The sequence below is a fragment of the Allobosea sp. CCNWLY174 genome (genome assembly GCF_037120455.1).
Taxonomy (GTDB): Bacteria; Pseudomonadota; Alphaproteobacteria; order Rhizobiales; family Beijerinckiaceae; genus Allobosea; species Allobosea lupini.
The window spans coordinates 158,173-173,838 of sequence record NZ_JBBBBQ010000010.1 but is presented as its reverse complement, the minus strand read 5'-3'; the positions used below and the strand labels follow the sequence as shown (position 1 = coordinate 173,838).

Annotated in this window: 14 protein-coding genes; 4 read left to right on the top strand and 10 right to left on the bottom strand. The window is 65.8% G+C overall.

The features are described from left to right. Window positions 1-13 precede the first annotated feature (13 nt). From V7S63_RS24155 to V7S63_RS24145, 3 genes are read right to left on the bottom strand one after another with little or no spacing between them, the layout of a single operon-like run. Window positions 14-760, bottom strand: coding sequence for an ABC transporter permease (locus V7S63_RS24155; protein ID WP_100959812.1), 747 nt, complete (start codon window positions 758-760; stop codon window positions 14-16). 3 nt (window positions 761-763) lie between these two features. Next, entirely contained in the window at window positions 764-1,606 is an 843-nt protein-coding gene (locus V7S63_RS24150; RefSeq protein WP_091835387.1) for an ABC transporter ATP-binding protein, read from the bottom strand. Then, window positions 1,603-2,592: an ABC transporter substrate-binding protein gene (locus tag V7S63_RS24145; protein WP_336532086.1), complete on the bottom strand. Its 990-nt coding sequence runs from the start codon at window positions 2,590-2,592 to the stop codon at window positions 1,603-1,605. Before V7S63_RS24145 ends, V7S63_RS24150 begins: the two co-directional genes overlap by 4 nt. Before the next feature lie 546 nt (window positions 2,593-3,138). On the opposite strand from V7S63_RS24145, the gene V7S63_RS24140 reads away from it, so the two are divergent. Further along, complete coding sequence (locus V7S63_RS24140; RefSeq protein WP_336532085.1) at window positions 3,139-5,094, top strand: glycosyltransferase; 1,956 nt, start codon at window positions 3,139-3,141, stop codon at window positions 5,092-5,094. Here the strand turns inward: V7S63_RS24140 and V7S63_RS24135 are convergent. Further along, complete coding sequence (locus V7S63_RS24135) at window positions 5,039-5,632, bottom strand: SCO family protein (RefSeq protein WP_336532084.1); 594 nt, start codon at window positions 5,630-5,632, stop codon at window positions 5,039-5,041. The genes V7S63_RS24140 and V7S63_RS24135 overlap by 56 nt on opposite strands. 32 nt (window positions 5,633-5,664) lie before the next feature. Next, window positions 5,665-5,841 (bottom strand): hypothetical protein, encoded by a 177-nt coding sequence (locus V7S63_RS24130; protein ID WP_158673287.1) that lies wholly within the window; start codon window positions 5,839-5,841, stop codon window positions 5,665-5,667. A 323-nt stretch (window positions 5,842-6,164) separates the two neighbouring features. Here V7S63_RS24130 and V7S63_RS24125 point away from each other — a divergent pair, with 323 nt between their 5' ends. The 3 genes from V7S63_RS24125 to V7S63_RS24115 all read left to right on the top strand — a co-directional run bounded on the left by V7S63_RS24125 (window position 6,165) and on the right by V7S63_RS24115 (window position 11,059). Then, the gene (locus V7S63_RS24125) at window positions 6,165-8,111 is read left to right on the top strand and encodes a PrkA family serine protein kinase (protein WP_100959804.1); all 1,947 of its coding nucleotides are present in this window, start codon (window positions 6,165-6,167) and stop codon (window positions 8,109-8,111) included. 75 nt (window positions 8,112-8,186) lie between these two features. After that, window positions 8,187-9,491: a YeaH/YhbH family protein gene (locus tag V7S63_RS24120; protein ID WP_336532083.1), complete on the top strand. Its 1,305-nt coding sequence runs from the start codon at window positions 8,187-8,189 to the stop codon at window positions 9,489-9,491. Between the two features lie 11 nt (window positions 9,492-9,502). Then, window positions 9,503-11,059, top strand: coding sequence for a SpoVR family protein (locus V7S63_RS24115; protein WP_336532082.1), 1,557 nt, complete (start codon window positions 9,503-9,505; stop codon window positions 11,057-11,059). A 19-nt stretch (window positions 11,060-11,078) separates the two neighbouring features. Here V7S63_RS24115 and V7S63_RS24110 read toward each other — a convergent pair whose 3' ends face one another. The 5 genes from V7S63_RS24110 to psrA all read right to left on the bottom strand — a co-directional run bounded on the left by V7S63_RS24110 (window position 11,079) and on the right by psrA (window position 15,623). Continuing rightward, complete coding sequence (locus tag V7S63_RS24110; RefSeq protein ID WP_336532081.1) at window positions 11,079-11,816, bottom strand: metallophosphoesterase family protein; 738 nt, start codon at window positions 11,814-11,816, stop codon at window positions 11,079-11,081. Window positions 11,817-11,921: 105 nt separating this feature from the next. Next, window positions 11,922-12,725: a phosphonate ABC transporter, permease protein PhnE gene (phnE, locus tag V7S63_RS24105; protein ID WP_100959796.1), complete on the bottom strand. Its 804-nt coding sequence runs from the start codon at window positions 12,723-12,725 to the stop codon at window positions 11,922-11,924. A gap of 14 nt (window positions 12,726-12,739) precedes the next feature. Continuing rightward, entirely contained in the window at window positions 12,740-13,549 is an 810-nt protein-coding gene (gene phnC / locus V7S63_RS24100; RefSeq protein ID WP_336532080.1) for a phosphonate ABC transporter ATP-binding protein, read from the bottom strand. A 31-nt stretch (window positions 13,550-13,580) separates the two neighbouring features. Next, a complete protein-coding gene (locus V7S63_RS24095) occupies window positions 13,581-14,456 on the bottom strand; it encodes a phosphate/phosphite/phosphonate ABC transporter substrate-binding protein (protein WP_100959792.1) in 876 nt (291 codons plus the stop codon). A gap of 78 nt (window positions 14,457-14,534) precedes the next feature. After that, window positions 14,535-15,623, bottom strand: a complete 1,089-nt coding sequence (psrA, locus tag V7S63_RS24090) for an iron-containing alcohol dehydrogenase PsrA (protein ID WP_336532079.1) — start codon at window positions 15,621-15,623, stop codon at window positions 14,535-14,537. Window positions 15,624-15,666: the final 43 nt, after the last annotated feature.

The following is a 15,666-nucleotide window of genomic DNA, read 5'->3' as shown; positions in this document are numbered from 1 at the left end:
CTTGGCATCGGCATCACCTCTGCCTGCGCGCCTGGAGGCGCCGGTCGATCACATTGAGGAAGGTGTTGACCACGGTGACGACGATGAGGACGAGCAGCATCAGCGCGTACATGTGCCCGTTCTCGAACAGGTTGTAGGCATAGGCGATGGCATAGCCCACACCGGCGCCCGACAGGATGAACTCCGAGGCGATCACGCCGATGAAGGAATAGGCGACCGAGAGCTTCACCCCGGTGAAGAGATAGGGCGTCGCAGCCGGCAATTCGATCAGGAGAGCGGTCTTGACCCGCGACATCCGGTAGATCTGGCCGGTCTTGCGCAGCACGCGCGGGATGCGGTCGAGCCCGTTCAGCGTCGCCGTGACCATCGAGACGACCGCGAGCAGCACCGCGATCGCGATGATCGAGGCGGAGCCGACGCCGAACAGGGTGATGAAGATCGGATAGAAGACGAAGGTCGGGACGGCGTAATAGCTCGCCAGCAGCGGCTCGATCGCATTGCGCAGGCCCGGCAGCGAATAGATCACCACGCCGGCGGCGAAGCCGAGCAGAACCGAGAGCACGGTCGAGATCGCGATATTGGTGAAGGTGATGCGGATATCGGCCGAGAACTGCCCGGAGGCGAGGATCCTGCCGAGCTCGACCACCATGTCGGATGGGGCGATCATCACCATGCGCGGGATGATGCCGACCCGGCAGAGCGCCTCGACCAGCAGGATCATCGCGGTGACGACCGCAACGCGCAGCCATTTCTCGGACATGGCTCAGGCCTTTCCGGCCGACATGATCTTCAAGGCCTCGATCCGGAGCTTTTCCCAGAGGCGGGCGGTGATGTCGCCGAAATGCGGGGTCGAGACGACGCGGCTGTCGCGGTCCCGCTCCCAGCCGGTCTCGACGAAATCGATGAAGGTGCCGGGCCTGGTCGACATCACCCCGACGCGGTCGGAGAGCATCGCGGCCTCGTCAAGCGCGTGGGTGATGAGCAGCACGGTGGCGGAGGTCTCGCGCCAGAGCCGCAGCAATTCGTCGCCCATCAGCAGGCGGGTCTGCTGATCGAGCGCGCCGAAGGGCTCGTCGAGCAGGATCAGCCGCGGTTGCAGCACCAAGGTACGGGCGATGCAGACACGCTGGCGCATGCCTCCGGAGAGCTGCGCCGGATAGGAGGCGGCAAAGTCCTTCAGCCCCATGAAGCCGACGGCGTAGTCGACGCGGCGGTTGATCTCGGCCGGATCGACTCCGGCCCGGCGCAGGCCGAAGGCGACATTGTCGCGGACATTGAGCCAGGGAAAGGAGGCGTCCTCCTGGAAGACGACGCCGACGCCATCAGGCACGCCCTGGATCGGCTTGCCCTCGAACTCGGCCGTGCCGGCTTGCGGGGCGCTGAGGCCGGCGAGGATGTCGAGCAGGGTCGACTTGCCGCAGCCGGACGGGCCGACCACCGAGAAGAACTCGCCCTTGGCCAGATCGAGATCGACCGGGCCGAGCGCATGCAGGGTCGATTTCGGGAGATCGAAGACCCGGGTGACGCCGCGCAGCCTGGCATGGGCCGGGGCGGCGGCGGCATGGGGCGCGAGCGGCACGACCTTGGCCCCCGATGCCGCGCTCATTGCTTCGCCTGGAGGTCGGCGGGCAGATAGGACTTGTCGAGCACGGTTGCCCAATCGACGTCGCTCTTGACCTCGCCGATCAGCTTCAGGCCCTCGACCATGCGGTTGAGCTCCTCGACGTTGAACTCGCCCTCGCTCCACATCTTCGGCGGGATCATGTTGTCGACGGCTTCCTTGGCGATCGGCGCGTCGAGCTTGTAGAGCTTCTCGATGATCTTGGCGGTTTCGGCCGGGTCCTTGTAGATCGCCTGCACGCCGGCACGGCGGCCGGCGATGATCGCCTTGAGCTTCTCGGGATTCTCCTGCGCATACTTGCGCGTGGTGATGCCGACCGAGGTGGTCATCGGCTTCAGGACGTCGCCGGCCTTGTAGAGCGTGCGGTACTTGTCCTTGCGGATGATCGAGAGCGGCTCGATCAGCACCGAGCCGACGACGGCGTTCTGCTCGAGCATGGTCAGCGCCGGGACATAGCCGCCGGCGGCGACGCGCTGGACCTTGCTCTGGTCGACGCCCTTCTCGCGCAGCACCATCAGCAGCAGCATCTCGGAGACGGATTTGGGCGAGGTGATCGCGACCTTCTTGCCCGCGAGGTCCTCGACGCCCTTGAGCTCGGAGTTCGGCATCACGACCATCGAGGCCTCGGCAACGCTGCGCGTGCCGGTGTTGACGATGATCAGGTCGAGCCCCTGCGCCTTGGCGGCGAGCGCGGCGGAGACGGCGACCTCGCCATAGGGAGTCGTGCTTGCGAGGATGTTGCGCACCGTGGTGCCGCCGCCACCGGATCCGATGATGCCGGTGATGTCGATGCCGGCCTGCTTGAACAGGCCCTTCTCCATCGCCACCGCATAAGGCGCGCCGTAGAGGCTCGCACCCCATTGGGTGACCGAGATCTCCTCGGCGCGTGCCGGCGCCTGCAGGGAGAACACGGCCGCAGCGGCGATGGCCGCGAGACGATTGAACGGAGTCAGGCCAAGCCAAGCGGTCATGTCACTCTCCCATTGTGGCTGGCCGCCGATCGTTATCGTTGCAGCAGCCGGACATTCACATCCAAATTTCATTTGTATGCAAACAACGATCTCAACGGATTTCAAGCTTGTCAAGCGATTTGAGATCGACCATTTGCAAACTGCCGACGGCAGCCGGGAGCGAGACTATCGCGCCCGATCTCGTTCGCAACCGCGAAGTGAAATGGCACTCGAGCGCTGCCGCGCCGCGCAGATTCGCCGAGAAATGAAAGAGTTGGATAGACCACGGGTTCTATCGCGGTTTGGCATCGCGCACAGGCCAGGCCGCTCCAGACTCGCGGATCGGCGGCAGTTCGATCACTGCTGCGGGAAACGGCAGGCTCGCCTCATTTGTATGCAAATGATCTGAGGTGGCTATTTCGTCCCGCCCCTGCGCTGACGGCGCCGCCTTGTCGAAGCGGACAATACGCCGGTCTTTCCCGCCCGACTCGACTCCGACGTATTGTTAAGCAACCATAAGTTGCTGCCGGCTGCGGGAGCGCTCAACTGCGACCCCGGGGGATGGGGATGGAAGCCTTCGCTTGGCCGCGCGCCGACGCCAGCGCGGTGCGTATGCTCGGCCTGCCTGCCGAGATCGCCTTCCTCGCCGATCATGGCGTGCCGCCCGCAGAATTGCGGGAGGCCGCCCGGCTCGCGGAGCGGATCGGCGTGTCACCGAGCCGTCAGGTCATCGCCTCCGGCCTTGTCGAGGAAGAGGAGTTCTACCGGGCACTGGCTGCCGAGCTCGACCTGCGCTTCCAGCCGCACGCGCCGCCCTTGCAGCGGGGCGGCGACGTCGCGGCTATCCTACGCGAGGGCCTGGCCGCCACGCGTGTCCGCCCGGAAAGCCCCCTGCGCTTCGCGGCCGCGCCCCCGCCGGGCCCGGCCTTGCGACGCTTCTTGTCGGCCGGGGCCCGGGCTCGCGAGGATATCGTCGTGCTGCCCCCCGCGGCGCTGGCAGCCGAGCTGCGGCGGACGAACGCCGGACCCATCACGCGCGCGGCGGCCTGGCTGGACGAGGCCGGGCTAAGACGGTTCAGCGCGCGCACCGGAAGCAGCTGGCTGCAGAAAGGCCTTGCTTGCCTGATGGTCGGGCTTCTGTCCTGGTTCGGCACGCTGGCGCCTCTCGCGACCTTGACCGGCCTCGGCCTCATGCTCGGCCCCTTGTTCTTCGGCGCCGTGATCCTGCGCTTCGCGGCCCTGGCCGAGAAGCCGGCGGCCGATCTGTGGCGCGACCATCGCTGGCAGATCGATGACAGCCGCCTGCCGGTCTATACCGTCGCCGTGCCCATCTTCGGCGAGGAGGCGGTTCTCGACCAGCTCATCCAGGCGCTCGCGGCGCTCGACTACCCCGCCGCCAAGCTGGACATTCACATCCTGGTCGAGGAGATCGACTGGAACCTGCGGCGCGCACTCGCAACCCGCACGCTGCCGCCTTTCATGCAGGTCACAATCGTGCCGCGCGGCCTGCCGCAGACCAAGCCGCGCGCCCTCAACATCGCCCTGGCCGAAGCGCGCGGCGAGTTGTTCGCCATCTTCGACGCCGAGGACATTCCCGACCCGCGGCAGCTGCGCCTGGCCGCCGCGCGCTTCCTGCGCTCCGATGACGACCTCGTCTGCCTGCAGGCCCATCTGGTTATCGACAATCCCGAAGACAGTTGGCTCAGCGGCTGCTTCGCCCTGGAATATGCCGGGCTCTTCGACGTGCTGAATCCCGGCCTGCTCGCCGCCGGACTGCCGATCATGCTCGGCGGCACATCGAACCATTTCCGCACGCAGGCACTGCGGCGCGTCGGAGGCTGGGACCCCTGGAATGTGACGGAAGACGCGGATATCGGCTTCCGGCTCGTGCGCTCGGGCGGCTACATGGCCGACCTGCCCAGCCATACGCTGGAAGAGGCGCCGCGCGATCTCCGGGCCTGGCTGAAACAGCGCCGGCGCTGGCTGAAGGGCTATCTGCAGACGCTGATCAGCCATATGCAGCGGCCGGACCGGTTGGTTCGCGAAGCCGGGGTCGGCGCGACCCTGACGTTCCTGGTGCTGACGCTGGGTACCCTGCTGGGAACGCTGCTCCTGCCGTTCCTCGTCGTGATGACAGGGGCCGCAATACTGCGCGGTTCGCTGCTGTCGCCGAGCACGCCTTTGGAAATGTGCTTTTCGGCGCTATCGCTCGGCCTTGCCGGCTGCGGCCTCCTGACGATGTTCCTGGTCCCAGCACTCGGCGCCAAGCGGCGCGGCGCTCCCGATCTATGGCGCCGCCTCTGGCTTCTCCCGTTCTACTATCTCGTCACCTCGCTCGCCGGCTGGCTGGCGCTCTACGACTATGTCGACGACCGCTTCGGCTGGCACAAGACGGCGCATGGGCTGGCGCGCTCGTCCCGCTATCGTGGCCCCACGTCGAGCGGCCGAGCAGCCAGGCCTGGCGAACTCACAGATGCCGCAGCCACTCCTGCGCCGCCTCTGCCGGCGGGCGCTCGATATTGAAGGCGCCGACGAAGCCGCCGTCCTTATCCATCAGATAGACCAGAGCGGTGTGGTCCATGGTGTAGTCGCCGTCCTTGAGCGGCACCTTGCGGGCATAGGCGCGATAGGCCTTGACCGCGGCGTCGATCGCGGCGCGCTCGCCGGTCAGCCCGATGATGCGCGGGTCGAATGAGCCGAGATAGCTCTTCATCGTCTCGGCGGTGTCGCGCTCGGGATCGACGGTGACGAAGAGCGCCTTGAGCTTCTCGCCCTTGGTCCCAGCCGCGCGCAGAACCTCCGAGATCTCGAACAGCTTGGTCGGGCAGATATCGGGGCAATGGGTGAAGCCGAAGAAGACCAGGAAGGGCGCGCCGCGCAGGTCCTTGTCGGTCAGGGTCTTGCCTTCGGCGGTGGTGAGGGTGAACGGCCCGCCGACGCTGGACGCCAGGCTCTGCCCGCTCTGGCGCGAGGCCGGAGCGAAGGTGACGAAGGCGGCAGCGGCGAGCGCGGCGGCGCCAAGCAGGAAGACCAGCAGGGGCAGGAGCAGGCGGCGGTTCACGGGAAGACCCTCGAAGGCGAGTGGAACGCCGCTCAGAAGCAGGCAAGGAGCGCGGCGATCAGCCCGTCGGTGAACAGCCGATCGCCTTCACGCCACCAGAGCAGCAGGCCGGCCGCCAACAGGAGCCCGAAGCCGCCGGCGAGCAGCCAGAGGCCCGGGCGGTGGCCCGGAGCGGCGTCCTGAGTATCGGTCTGCGGCGCTGCGCTCATCGCCGCAATCTAGCGCCACGCATGGTCGATCGGAAGCTGCGTTCATGCCGCAGGGATACTCCGACTTCCCATCTGCGCGATCCCTCTTGGCGATCCCGCTCAGCCACCCCACATGACATCATAGGCGCGCAAGCTGGCGCCCATCTCTGGCGTGGACGCGAAGAGGTGAGTTGAGGATGGGTCGCGTCAGCGTTAGGGGCAGGGCCCAGATGCCCGGCGGCCGTCAAGGCGCCCCTTATCGGCCAGGAACTTGCAAGTCTATCTGCGGTTGATTGTTCAGGGGCATTGTCGGCAAAGCCGGCTTGCGCTGGAGGGCTACCACGATGGAACGAGACGGCGAGGTCTTCCGCTTATTTTCCGAGGATTATCGCAGCTATTCTCAGGAAGAGATGAGCCTGCAGGAATATCTGCTCGCTTGTCGCGAAGACAAATCGATGTACGCCTCCGCCGCCGAGCGCATGCTCGAAGCGATCGGCAAGCCGAAGCTGTTCGACACCAGCCAGGACGAGCGCCTGGGTCGGATCTTCTCCAACCGGACGATCAAGATTTACCCCTCCTTCGCCGATTTTTTCGGCATGGAGGATACGATCGAGCGGATCGCCGGCTATTTCCGCTACGCCTCGCAGGGCCTGGAGGAGCGCAAGCAGATCCTCTATCTGCTAGGCCCCGTCGGGGGCGGCAAATCCTCGCTCGCCGAGCGGCTGAAAAAGCTGATGGAGGAGCGTCCCTTCTACACGCTCAAGATCGGCGACCAGATCAGCCCGGTGTTCGAATCGCCATTGGGCCTGTTCCGGCCCGATCGCATGGGCGATCTCTTCGAAGACAAATACGGCATCGCCCGGCGGCGCCTGACCGGCCTGATCTCACCCTGGGCATCGAAGCGGCTCGACGAGATCTCGGGCGACATCGCCAAGTTCCGCGTCGTCAAGCTGACGCCCTCGCGCCTGCGCCAGATCGGCATCGCCAAGACCGAGCCGGGCGACGAGAACAACCAGGACGTCTCGACCCTCGTCGGCAAGGTCGACATCCGCCAGCTCGAGAACTTCAGCCAGTCGGACCCGGACGCCTATTCCTATAGCGGCGGGCTGAACCGGACGACGCAGGGCCTGCTCGAATTCGTCGAGATGTTCAAGGCGCCGATCAAGGTGCTGCACCCGCTGCTGACCGCGACGCAGGAGGGCAGCTACAACGGCACCGAGAATTTCGGCGCCTTCCCCTATCAGGGCATCGTGCTGGCCCATTCCAATGAGTCGGAATGGCTTCAATTCAAGAACAACAAGAACAACGAGGCCTTTCTCGACCGCATCCTGGTGGTCAAGGTGCCCTATTGCCTGCGCGTCACCGAGGAGCGGCAGATCTACGAGAAGCTGCTGCGCGAGAGCGAGCTCGCCGGCAGCCCCTGCGCGCCGGAGGTGCTCGACCTGCTCAGCCGCTTCTCGGTCTCGACCCGGCTCAGCGAGTTCGAGAATTCGCCGCTCTACACCAAGATGCGCGTCTATGACGGCGAGAACCTGAAGGAGGTCGAGCCCAAGGCCAAGGCGATCCAGGAGTATCGCGACGCCGCCGGGGTCGACGAGGGCATGACCGGCGTCAGCACGCGCTTCGCCTTCAAGATCCTGTCGCAGACCTTCAACTACGACACTGAGGAACTCGCCGCCGACCCGGTGCATCTCATGTACATCCTCGAGGGGGCGATCAAGCGCGAGCAGTTCCCGAAGGAGACGGAAGCGGCCTATCTCGACTTCATCAAGTCGGAGCTGGCGACGCGCTATGCCGAGTTCATCGGGCACGAGATCCAGAAGGCCTATCTCGAATCCTACGGCGAATACGGCCAGAACCTGTTCGACCGCTACATCGCCTATGCCGACGCCTGGGTCGAGGACCAGGACTACAAGGATCCCGATACCGGCCAGATCCTCAACCGGCAGGTTCTCGACAACGAATTGTCGCAGATCGAGAAGCCGGCCGGCATCGCCAATCCCAAGGACTTCCGCAACGAAGTCGTGAAGTTCACCTTGCGCGCCAGGGCCAGGAACAACGGACGCAACCCGTCCTGGACCAGCTATGAGAAACTGCGCGAGGTGATCGAGAAGCGGATGTTCGGCCAGGTCGAGGACCTGCTGCCGGTGATCAGCTTCGGCTCCAAGCAGGACAGCGTGACCGAGAAGCGCCATCACGGCTTCGTGCAGCGCATGGTCGAACGTGGCTATACCGAACGCCAGGTCCGGCGCCTGGTGGACTGGTACATGCGCGTCAACAAGGCGGGCTAAAGCATCGGCCCGAAAAGTGGGGTGCGGTTTTCGGACAAAGCCGATGCAAAATCAGAATGCCGGCCGGAGCCTGCCATGCCGATCTTCATCGATCGCCGCCTGAATCCGAAGGACAAAAGCCTGGGCAACCGCCAGCGCTTTCTGCATCGCGTGCGGGCGGAGCTGAAGCGTAGCGTCCAGGAGCAGATCCGCTCCGGCAAGATCGCCGATGCGGACGGAGAGCACGCCGTCTCGATCCCGGCGAAGGGCACGAGCGAACCAAGCTTCCGCGACGCGAGGAACAGCGGCCGGCGCCAGCATGTCCTGCCCGGGAACAAGCAGTTCTCGCCAGGCGACAGAATGCCGAAGCCGGGCCAAGGCAGCGGAGCGGGATCGTCGCCCGGCCTGCAGGATTCAGAGGACGACTTCCGCTTCGTGCTGTCGCGCGAGGAGGTGCTCGACCTGTTCTTCGAGGATCTCGAGCTGCCCGACATGGTCAAGCTCGCCCTGAAGGAGATCATGGCTGCCAAGCCGCGGCGGGCCGGCTTCTCCACCGGCGGTTCGCCGACCAACATCAATGTCGGCCGCACCATGCGCAACAGCCATGGCCGGCGCATCGCACTGCAAAGGCCCAAGCGCGCAGAGGTCGAGGCGATTCTCGCCGAACTGGCGCGAATCGAGGCCGAGGGCACGGATGCGATGGGCGCCAAGGCCGCGGCCCTGCGCGCCGAGATCGACCGGCTGGAACGCCGGCGCCGGGTGATCGCCTTCATCGACCCCGTCGACATCCGTTTCAACCGCTTCGAGGCGCAGCCCCTGCCGAACGCCAACGCGGTGATGTTCTGCCTGATGGATGTCTCCGGTTCGATGGGCGAGCGCGAGAAGGACCTCGCCAAGCGCTTCTTCGTGCTGCTCCACCTGTTCCTGAAGCGGCGCTACGACCGCACCGAGATCGTCTTCATCCGCCATACCCACACGGCGCAGGAAGTCGACGAGGATACCTTCTTCCTGAGCACGCAGAGCGGCGGCACCGTCGTCTCGACCGCGCTGGAGGAGATGCAGCGCGTCATCGCGCAGCGCTACCCCAGCAAGGACTGGAACATCTACGTCGCGCAGGCTTCGGACGGCGACAATTTCGCCAGTGATTCCGAGCGATGCCTACGCCTGCTCGACGGCGAGATCATGCGTCTGTGCCAGTATTTCGCCTATGTCGAGATCATCGACGAACGCGAGAGCGAGATCTTCGGCTCGACCGACAACGGCACCTCGCTCTGGCGCGCCTATCTCAAGGTCAAGGAACGCTGGCCGAATTTCGACACGACCCGCATCGCGAAGGCTGCCGACATCTACCCGGTCTTCCGCCAGCTCTTCACCCGGCAGCCGGCGCGGCCGCGCAACTGAAGGACGCGCCGATGCCCAGGCACGCGCACCGATCCGATCTGCTGTTCACCGGCTCGGACTGGAATTTCGGAACCTTGTCGCATGCCTATGACGTCATCGAAGCGGTGGCGAAGGAGGAGCTGCGGCTCGACATCTACCCGGTGCAGATGGAGGTGATCTCCTCCGAGCAGATGCTCGACGCCTATTCCTCGATCGGCATGCCCCTGATGTATCGCCACTGGTCGTTCGGCAAGCACTTCCTCCATCACGAGCTGCACTACCGCAAGGGCGGCCGCGGCCTGGCCTATGAGATCGTCATCAATTCCGATCCGTGCATCGTCTATCTGATGGAAGAGAACACCTTGGCCCTGCAGGCGCTGGTGACGGCGCATGCGGCCCTCGGGCACAACCATTTCTTCAAGAACAACTATCTGTTCCGGCAGTGGACCGACGCCGACGCGATCCTGGGCTATCTCGATTTCGCCAAGAGCTACATCACCCGCTGCGAGGAGAAGCACGGCGTCGCAGCCGTGGAGGCCATTCTCGACGCCGCCCACGCGCTGATGGACCAGGGCGTGTTCCGCTATCGCCGCCCGCCCAGACTCTCCTCCGAGAAGCAGCGCGAGGGCCTGCGCGAACGGCTGGAATATGAGGAACGCTCCTATAACGACCTCTGGCGGACGCTCCCGCGCCAGGCGGATGGCAGCAAGGCGGCGGCAGCGGAAAATGCGGACCTGATCGCCGAGCGGAAGAAGGCGCTCAACCTGCCCGAGGAGAACCTGCTCTATTTCCTTGAGAAGACCAGCCTGATCCTCGAGCCCTGGCAGCGCGAAGTCCTCAGGATCGTCCGCGTCATCGCGCAGTATTTCTATCCGCAGCGGCAGACGCAGGTGATGAACGAGGGCTGCGCCACCTTCGTGCACTACACCGTGATGAACGCACTGTTCGATCAAGGCCGGATCGGCGAAGGCGCCATGCTGGAGATCCTGCGCAACCATTCGAACGTCATCTTCCAGCCCGGCTTCGACGATCCCCGCTTTTCCGGCATCAACCCCTATGCGCTCGGCCTCGACATGATGCAGGACATCAAGCGCATCGCGACCGAGCCGACCGCGGAGGACCGCGACTGGTTCCCCGAGATCGCGGGCAGCGGCGACTGGCGCACGATCCTGCTCGACGCCTGGGCCAACCACCGCGACGAATCCTTCATCCGCCAGTTCCTCAGCCCGGCGCTGATCCGGAAATGGCGGCTGTTCCTGCTCTCCGATGCGGCCAACGAGTCGTTCTACAGCGTGGCTTCGATCCACAACGAGCGCGGCTATCGGAAGATACGCGCCGCTTTGGCCCAGCGATACGACATCGGAACGAACAACACCGACATCCAGGTCGTCGATGTCGACCTGCTCGGCCAGCGGCACCTGCGCCTGCAGCACAAGGTCCGCGACGGCATCGTGCTGGATGGCGGCAGCTGCGAGGCGACCCTGCGCCATGTCCAGCGGCTCTGGGGCTACGAGGTCAGCCTGCAGGGCATCGACGCGCAGACAGGCGCAACGGTCTATGAACGCTCCAGCAGCCAGCTGGCGCAGTGACCAGCGGCACAGGCCCTACTTATGTCGGCAGAACCCGCCCGGTCCGCAAGGCATGGGCCCAGTCGGCGCGGCCATTGCCTTCAGCCCGCCTTGCCGCATGCTCCCAGTCATAGGCGACCGCGTGGTGCTCGATCTCGACGAAATCCGCCATCGTCACCACGGCGAAGCGGGCATGCGGCGCGCCGCTCTCCGAGACATGGATGCAGGGCTCGTCGGCGTTGTAGGCGGGATTGCCGACGCTGCCTGGATTGACCACGACGGTGCCGTCATCGAGCCGAAGCAGGCGCGGTTGATGGCTGTGCCCGCACAGGACCACGGCGGGACGAGTCGGTCCGAGCAACGTCTCGACCGCGCCCGGGGCGGCGGCGACCAGGCGTCCGCCTTCGATCGCGTCGAGCAGATAGGTGTCGTCGTCCTTCGGGCTGGCATGGAGGCAGCGCGCCCCGCCGACCTCGAGCTCGAAGGGCAGGCCGACCAGCCAATCGCGGGCATCGGCGTCGAGATCGCGCCAGGCGAAGCTGTCTGAGGCGCCGAGGCCGTCGGGCGAAGCCGCGCCGAGCGCCCTGTCGTGGTTGCCGCGAACATGGCTCATCGGGGTCGCCCGCAGGAGCCGCACGGTCTCCGCCGGCCAGAGCGGGCCCGAGGCACAGTCGCCGAGATTGACGACGCGATCGACGGAGAGCCTGGACAGCCGGGCAAGCACGGCTTCGAGCGCCGGCAGATTGCCATGGATGTCGGCGATGACGCCTAGCCGCATGTCGCAAATCCCGAATCCTGAGCCGGTTCAGGACCGGCCGATCCTGTGATGACGCGTCCCGGGCCTCGCGCCAAGGCCCGGGACGTCGTGGCTTCGACGATACGATCAGCGGATCAGGGCCCTGACGCGGGATGAGACGAGGTCGGCGATCAGGACCATGGCGAGGATGACGAGGATGCAGGTCGCGGTGTCCTGGTACTTGAACAGCTTCATCGAGGAGACGAGCTCGAAGCCGATGCCGCCGGCGCCGACCATGCCCAGCACGGTCGACTGGCGGACATTGGTCTCCAGCCGGTAGAAGATCGTCCCGAGCCAGGCCGGCAGGACCTGCGGCAGCACGCCGAAGAAGAAGGTCTTGAACGGGCCGACCCCGGCCGAGCGGAACGCCTCCAGCGGCCCCTCGTCGATATCCTCCATCGCCTCGGCGAAGAACTTGCCGAGCATGCCGGCGCCATGGATGGCGAGCGCCAGCACGCCGGCGAAGGGGCCGAGACCGATGGCGGCGACGAAGATCAGCGCCAGGATGATCTCGTTGATGCCGCGCATGCAGTTGAGCAGCTGCCGTGTCGCATGAAAGACGACCGGGCTCGGGCTCAGGTTTCGCGCCGCGAAGAAGCAGACCGGCAGGGCGATGACGACGCCGAGCAGCGTCCCCCAAACCGCGACCTGCAGGCTTTCCAGAGCCGGCTGCCAGAGCCGCTCCAGGAATTCCGGGTTGGGCGGCATCATCCGGACGAGGAAGTCCACCATGTAGGGGATGCCGTTCCAGAGATTATTGGCGTTGATCTGCGAGCCGAGCGCGGCCCACCACAGGAAGACCAAAGCAGAGAGCGTGACGAAGCCGACGCCCCACCAGCCGAAGCGGCCTTGCGGGGGACGAAGGACGAGCTGCAGCGTTCCGAACGACATGGCTTGCTTCCCCGTCAGGCGGTTGCGGTGGCGATCATCGGCGCCAGCACAGGGTGGCTCGCCGGGCGAGGCTTGAGCACGCGGGCGATGCCGGGGTCCTCAAGGCCGGGATAGATCTGGTGGACGATCTCCGAGGTCAGCTGGTCGGGCGTGTCGTCGAAGACCACCCGGCCGCCGCTCAGGCCGACGATGCGCTCGCCGAACTCGACGGCATAGTCGACCTGATGGAGGTTGCAGATCACCGCGATGCCCTCCTCCTTGCAGATCGCCTTGAGGTAGCCGAGCACGACGCGCGAGGTCTTGGGATCGAGGCTCGCCACCGGCTCGTCGCAGAGGATCACCGCCGGCTGCTGGGCCAAAGCCCTGGCGATGCCGACGCGCTGCTGCTCGCCGCCGGAGAGCTGGTCGCCGCGCGAATTCGCCTTCTGGGCGAGCTCGACCCGGGCCAGGCACTCCATCGCGATCGCGACATCGGCTTTCGGGAAGAGCTGCAGCATCGAGAGGAAGGACGACAGCCCCGCCATGCGGCCAACCAGCACGTTCTTCAGCACCGACAGGCGCTTCACGAGGTTGTGGTGCTGGAAGATCATCGCCACCGGCCGCTTGCCGGCGGCGCCGCGCCTGAGGTCGAGCACCTTGCCGTCGATGACGGTCCGGCCCGCATCGGGCTGCGCCAGTCCGTTGATGCAGCGCAACAGCGTCGACTTGCCGGCGCCGCTGGGACCAAGCACGACGAGGAACTCGCCGGCTTTGACGCTGAGGTCGATGCCCTGCAGGACCGGGCGGCCCGCATAGGACTTCTTCAGCCCTTCGATCTTGATCATGCCGCTTCCTCCGCCGGTCGCGTTTGCGCGACTACTTCATCTTGGTGAGATCGAGCTTCAGCACCTTCGCGGTCTCGCGAATGATGTCGTAGGCTTGGTCGTTCGTCTCGACGAAGCGGTTGAGCTTGCCCTGGTCGGCCCAGGTGATGTCGCGAATGTTCAGGAAGGCCGACTTGATGTTCGCCTTCAGCTCCTCCGGCAGGTTCTTGCGCCAGCAGGTCGGCGATTCCGGGATCGGGTCCGACTCCCAGACGACCTGGAGGTCGGCGCGATCGACCAGCTTCTTCTGGACGGCAGCATCGAGGATGCGGTCTGCGATCGTCGCCGCATCGACCCGCTTGTTGGCGACGGCGAGCGCATTGGCATCGTGCGAGCCGGTGAAGAGGACCCGGCCGAAATCCTTCTCGGGATCGAAGCCGAGCTTCATCAGCCCAGCCTTGGGAAAGAGATGGCCCGAGGTCGATGACGGATCGACGAAGGCAAAGGTCCGCCCCTTCAGGCCCTTCCAGTCGCTAATGCCGCTGTCCTTCCGCGCAATGATCTGGCTGCGATAGAAGCTGCGGCTCGATTTGGCCGTCTCGGCGGTGGCGAAGGCCTCGATCGCCGCGACGGTGGTGCCGAGCACATAGGAGAACGGGCCGAGATAGGCGACGTCGACATGGTTCGAGCGCATCGCCTCGATCACGCCGTTGTAGTCGGAGGCGACGAAGCCCTGGACGGTGATCCCGAGATTCTTCTGGAGCGCGGCGAGGAGCTGGGCGCTCGACTCCAGCATCGCTCGCGAATCCTCGGACGGGATCAGCCCAACCCGGACCAGCTTGGTCTGGGCTCGGACCAGGGCCGGTGCCGCCAGCAGCGATCCCGCAGCCAGCGAACCCTTCAATATCGTGCGACGCGTGGTGGTCATGTCATCCTCCCGAGATGATCCGGCGATCTTCTGATCGTCCGGCGAACCGTTGCGGGCGTCGTTGCCCGATGCGTGCTCTCAGGCGGCCATGGCCGCCTGCCGTCCGATGAAATTGCGGCCGCGCTCGCCTTCGAGCGCCTTGCCGACGAGACGGTTCCATTCGCCGGCCGAGACGCCATAGGCGGCAGGGTCGGTCGCAACGCCGAGATCCCGCAGGAAAGCGCCGAGCCGCTCGGCCCCCGCCTCGAGATCGGGGCCGAAGACACGGCGCAGCGCGGCATCGCATTGCGGCTGCGCGCCCATCGCCCAGCGCATCACCATGGGCAGCGAGAAGGAGCAGGCGATGCCGTGGATCGTGCCGCTCTTCAGGGTGATGTCGTAGGAGATGTTGTGGGCGAGTGCCGTCCTGGTGTTGGAGAAGGCGAGGCCCGCCAGCAGGCTGGCGCGCATCTGCCGGGTCCGGAGCTCGACATCGCCAAGGCGTTCCAGCAGGCGCGGCAGCGTCTCGATGATCTCCCTGGCAGCCTCGACCGCATAATTGGCCGAGACCGGATTGCCGTTGACGTTCCAGATGCTCTCCAGCGCGTGGGAGAGGGCATCGAGCCCGGTCGCCAGGGTGAGGCCGCGCGGCGCGCCGACCGTCAAGGCGGGGTCGAGCACGGCCGTTTCCGGATAGAGACGGGGATGTGCGAGCGAATACTTGCTGCCATTGGCCTGATCCCAGACCGTCGCCCAGGAGGTGACCTCGGAGCCGGTGCCGGCCGTGGTCGGGACGGCGATGATCGGGATGATCGCGGCCCCGTCGAGCGGCGTCTTCTCGGTCAGGTGCCGGCGGACTGTCTCGAAGTCGCCGTCGCTGGCCGCCAGCACCTTGGCGGCGTCGATCATCGAGCCGCCGCCGAGCGCGACGATGACCTCGGCCGGCTCGGCCGCGCCGAACTGGCGGCAGGATTCGGCGAGATCGGCGCAGTCCGGATTGGTCTCGATATTGGTGATCGAGACGACCGGCGCGCCGACCACTGCGGTCAACCTGGCGGAGAATTCGCGGAAGAGCGGCTGGTCATAGGTGACGAGGGCCCAGCGCCGCCCGCCGATCTGCCCGGCGACCTCGTCGAGGAGGCCGCTGCCGAACCGGATCTTCACGGGGTTCCAGTACGCCCAGTTCATGCGGTCCATCCCTCGCAATGCGCCTTGCCGGCTCGTTGTCAGG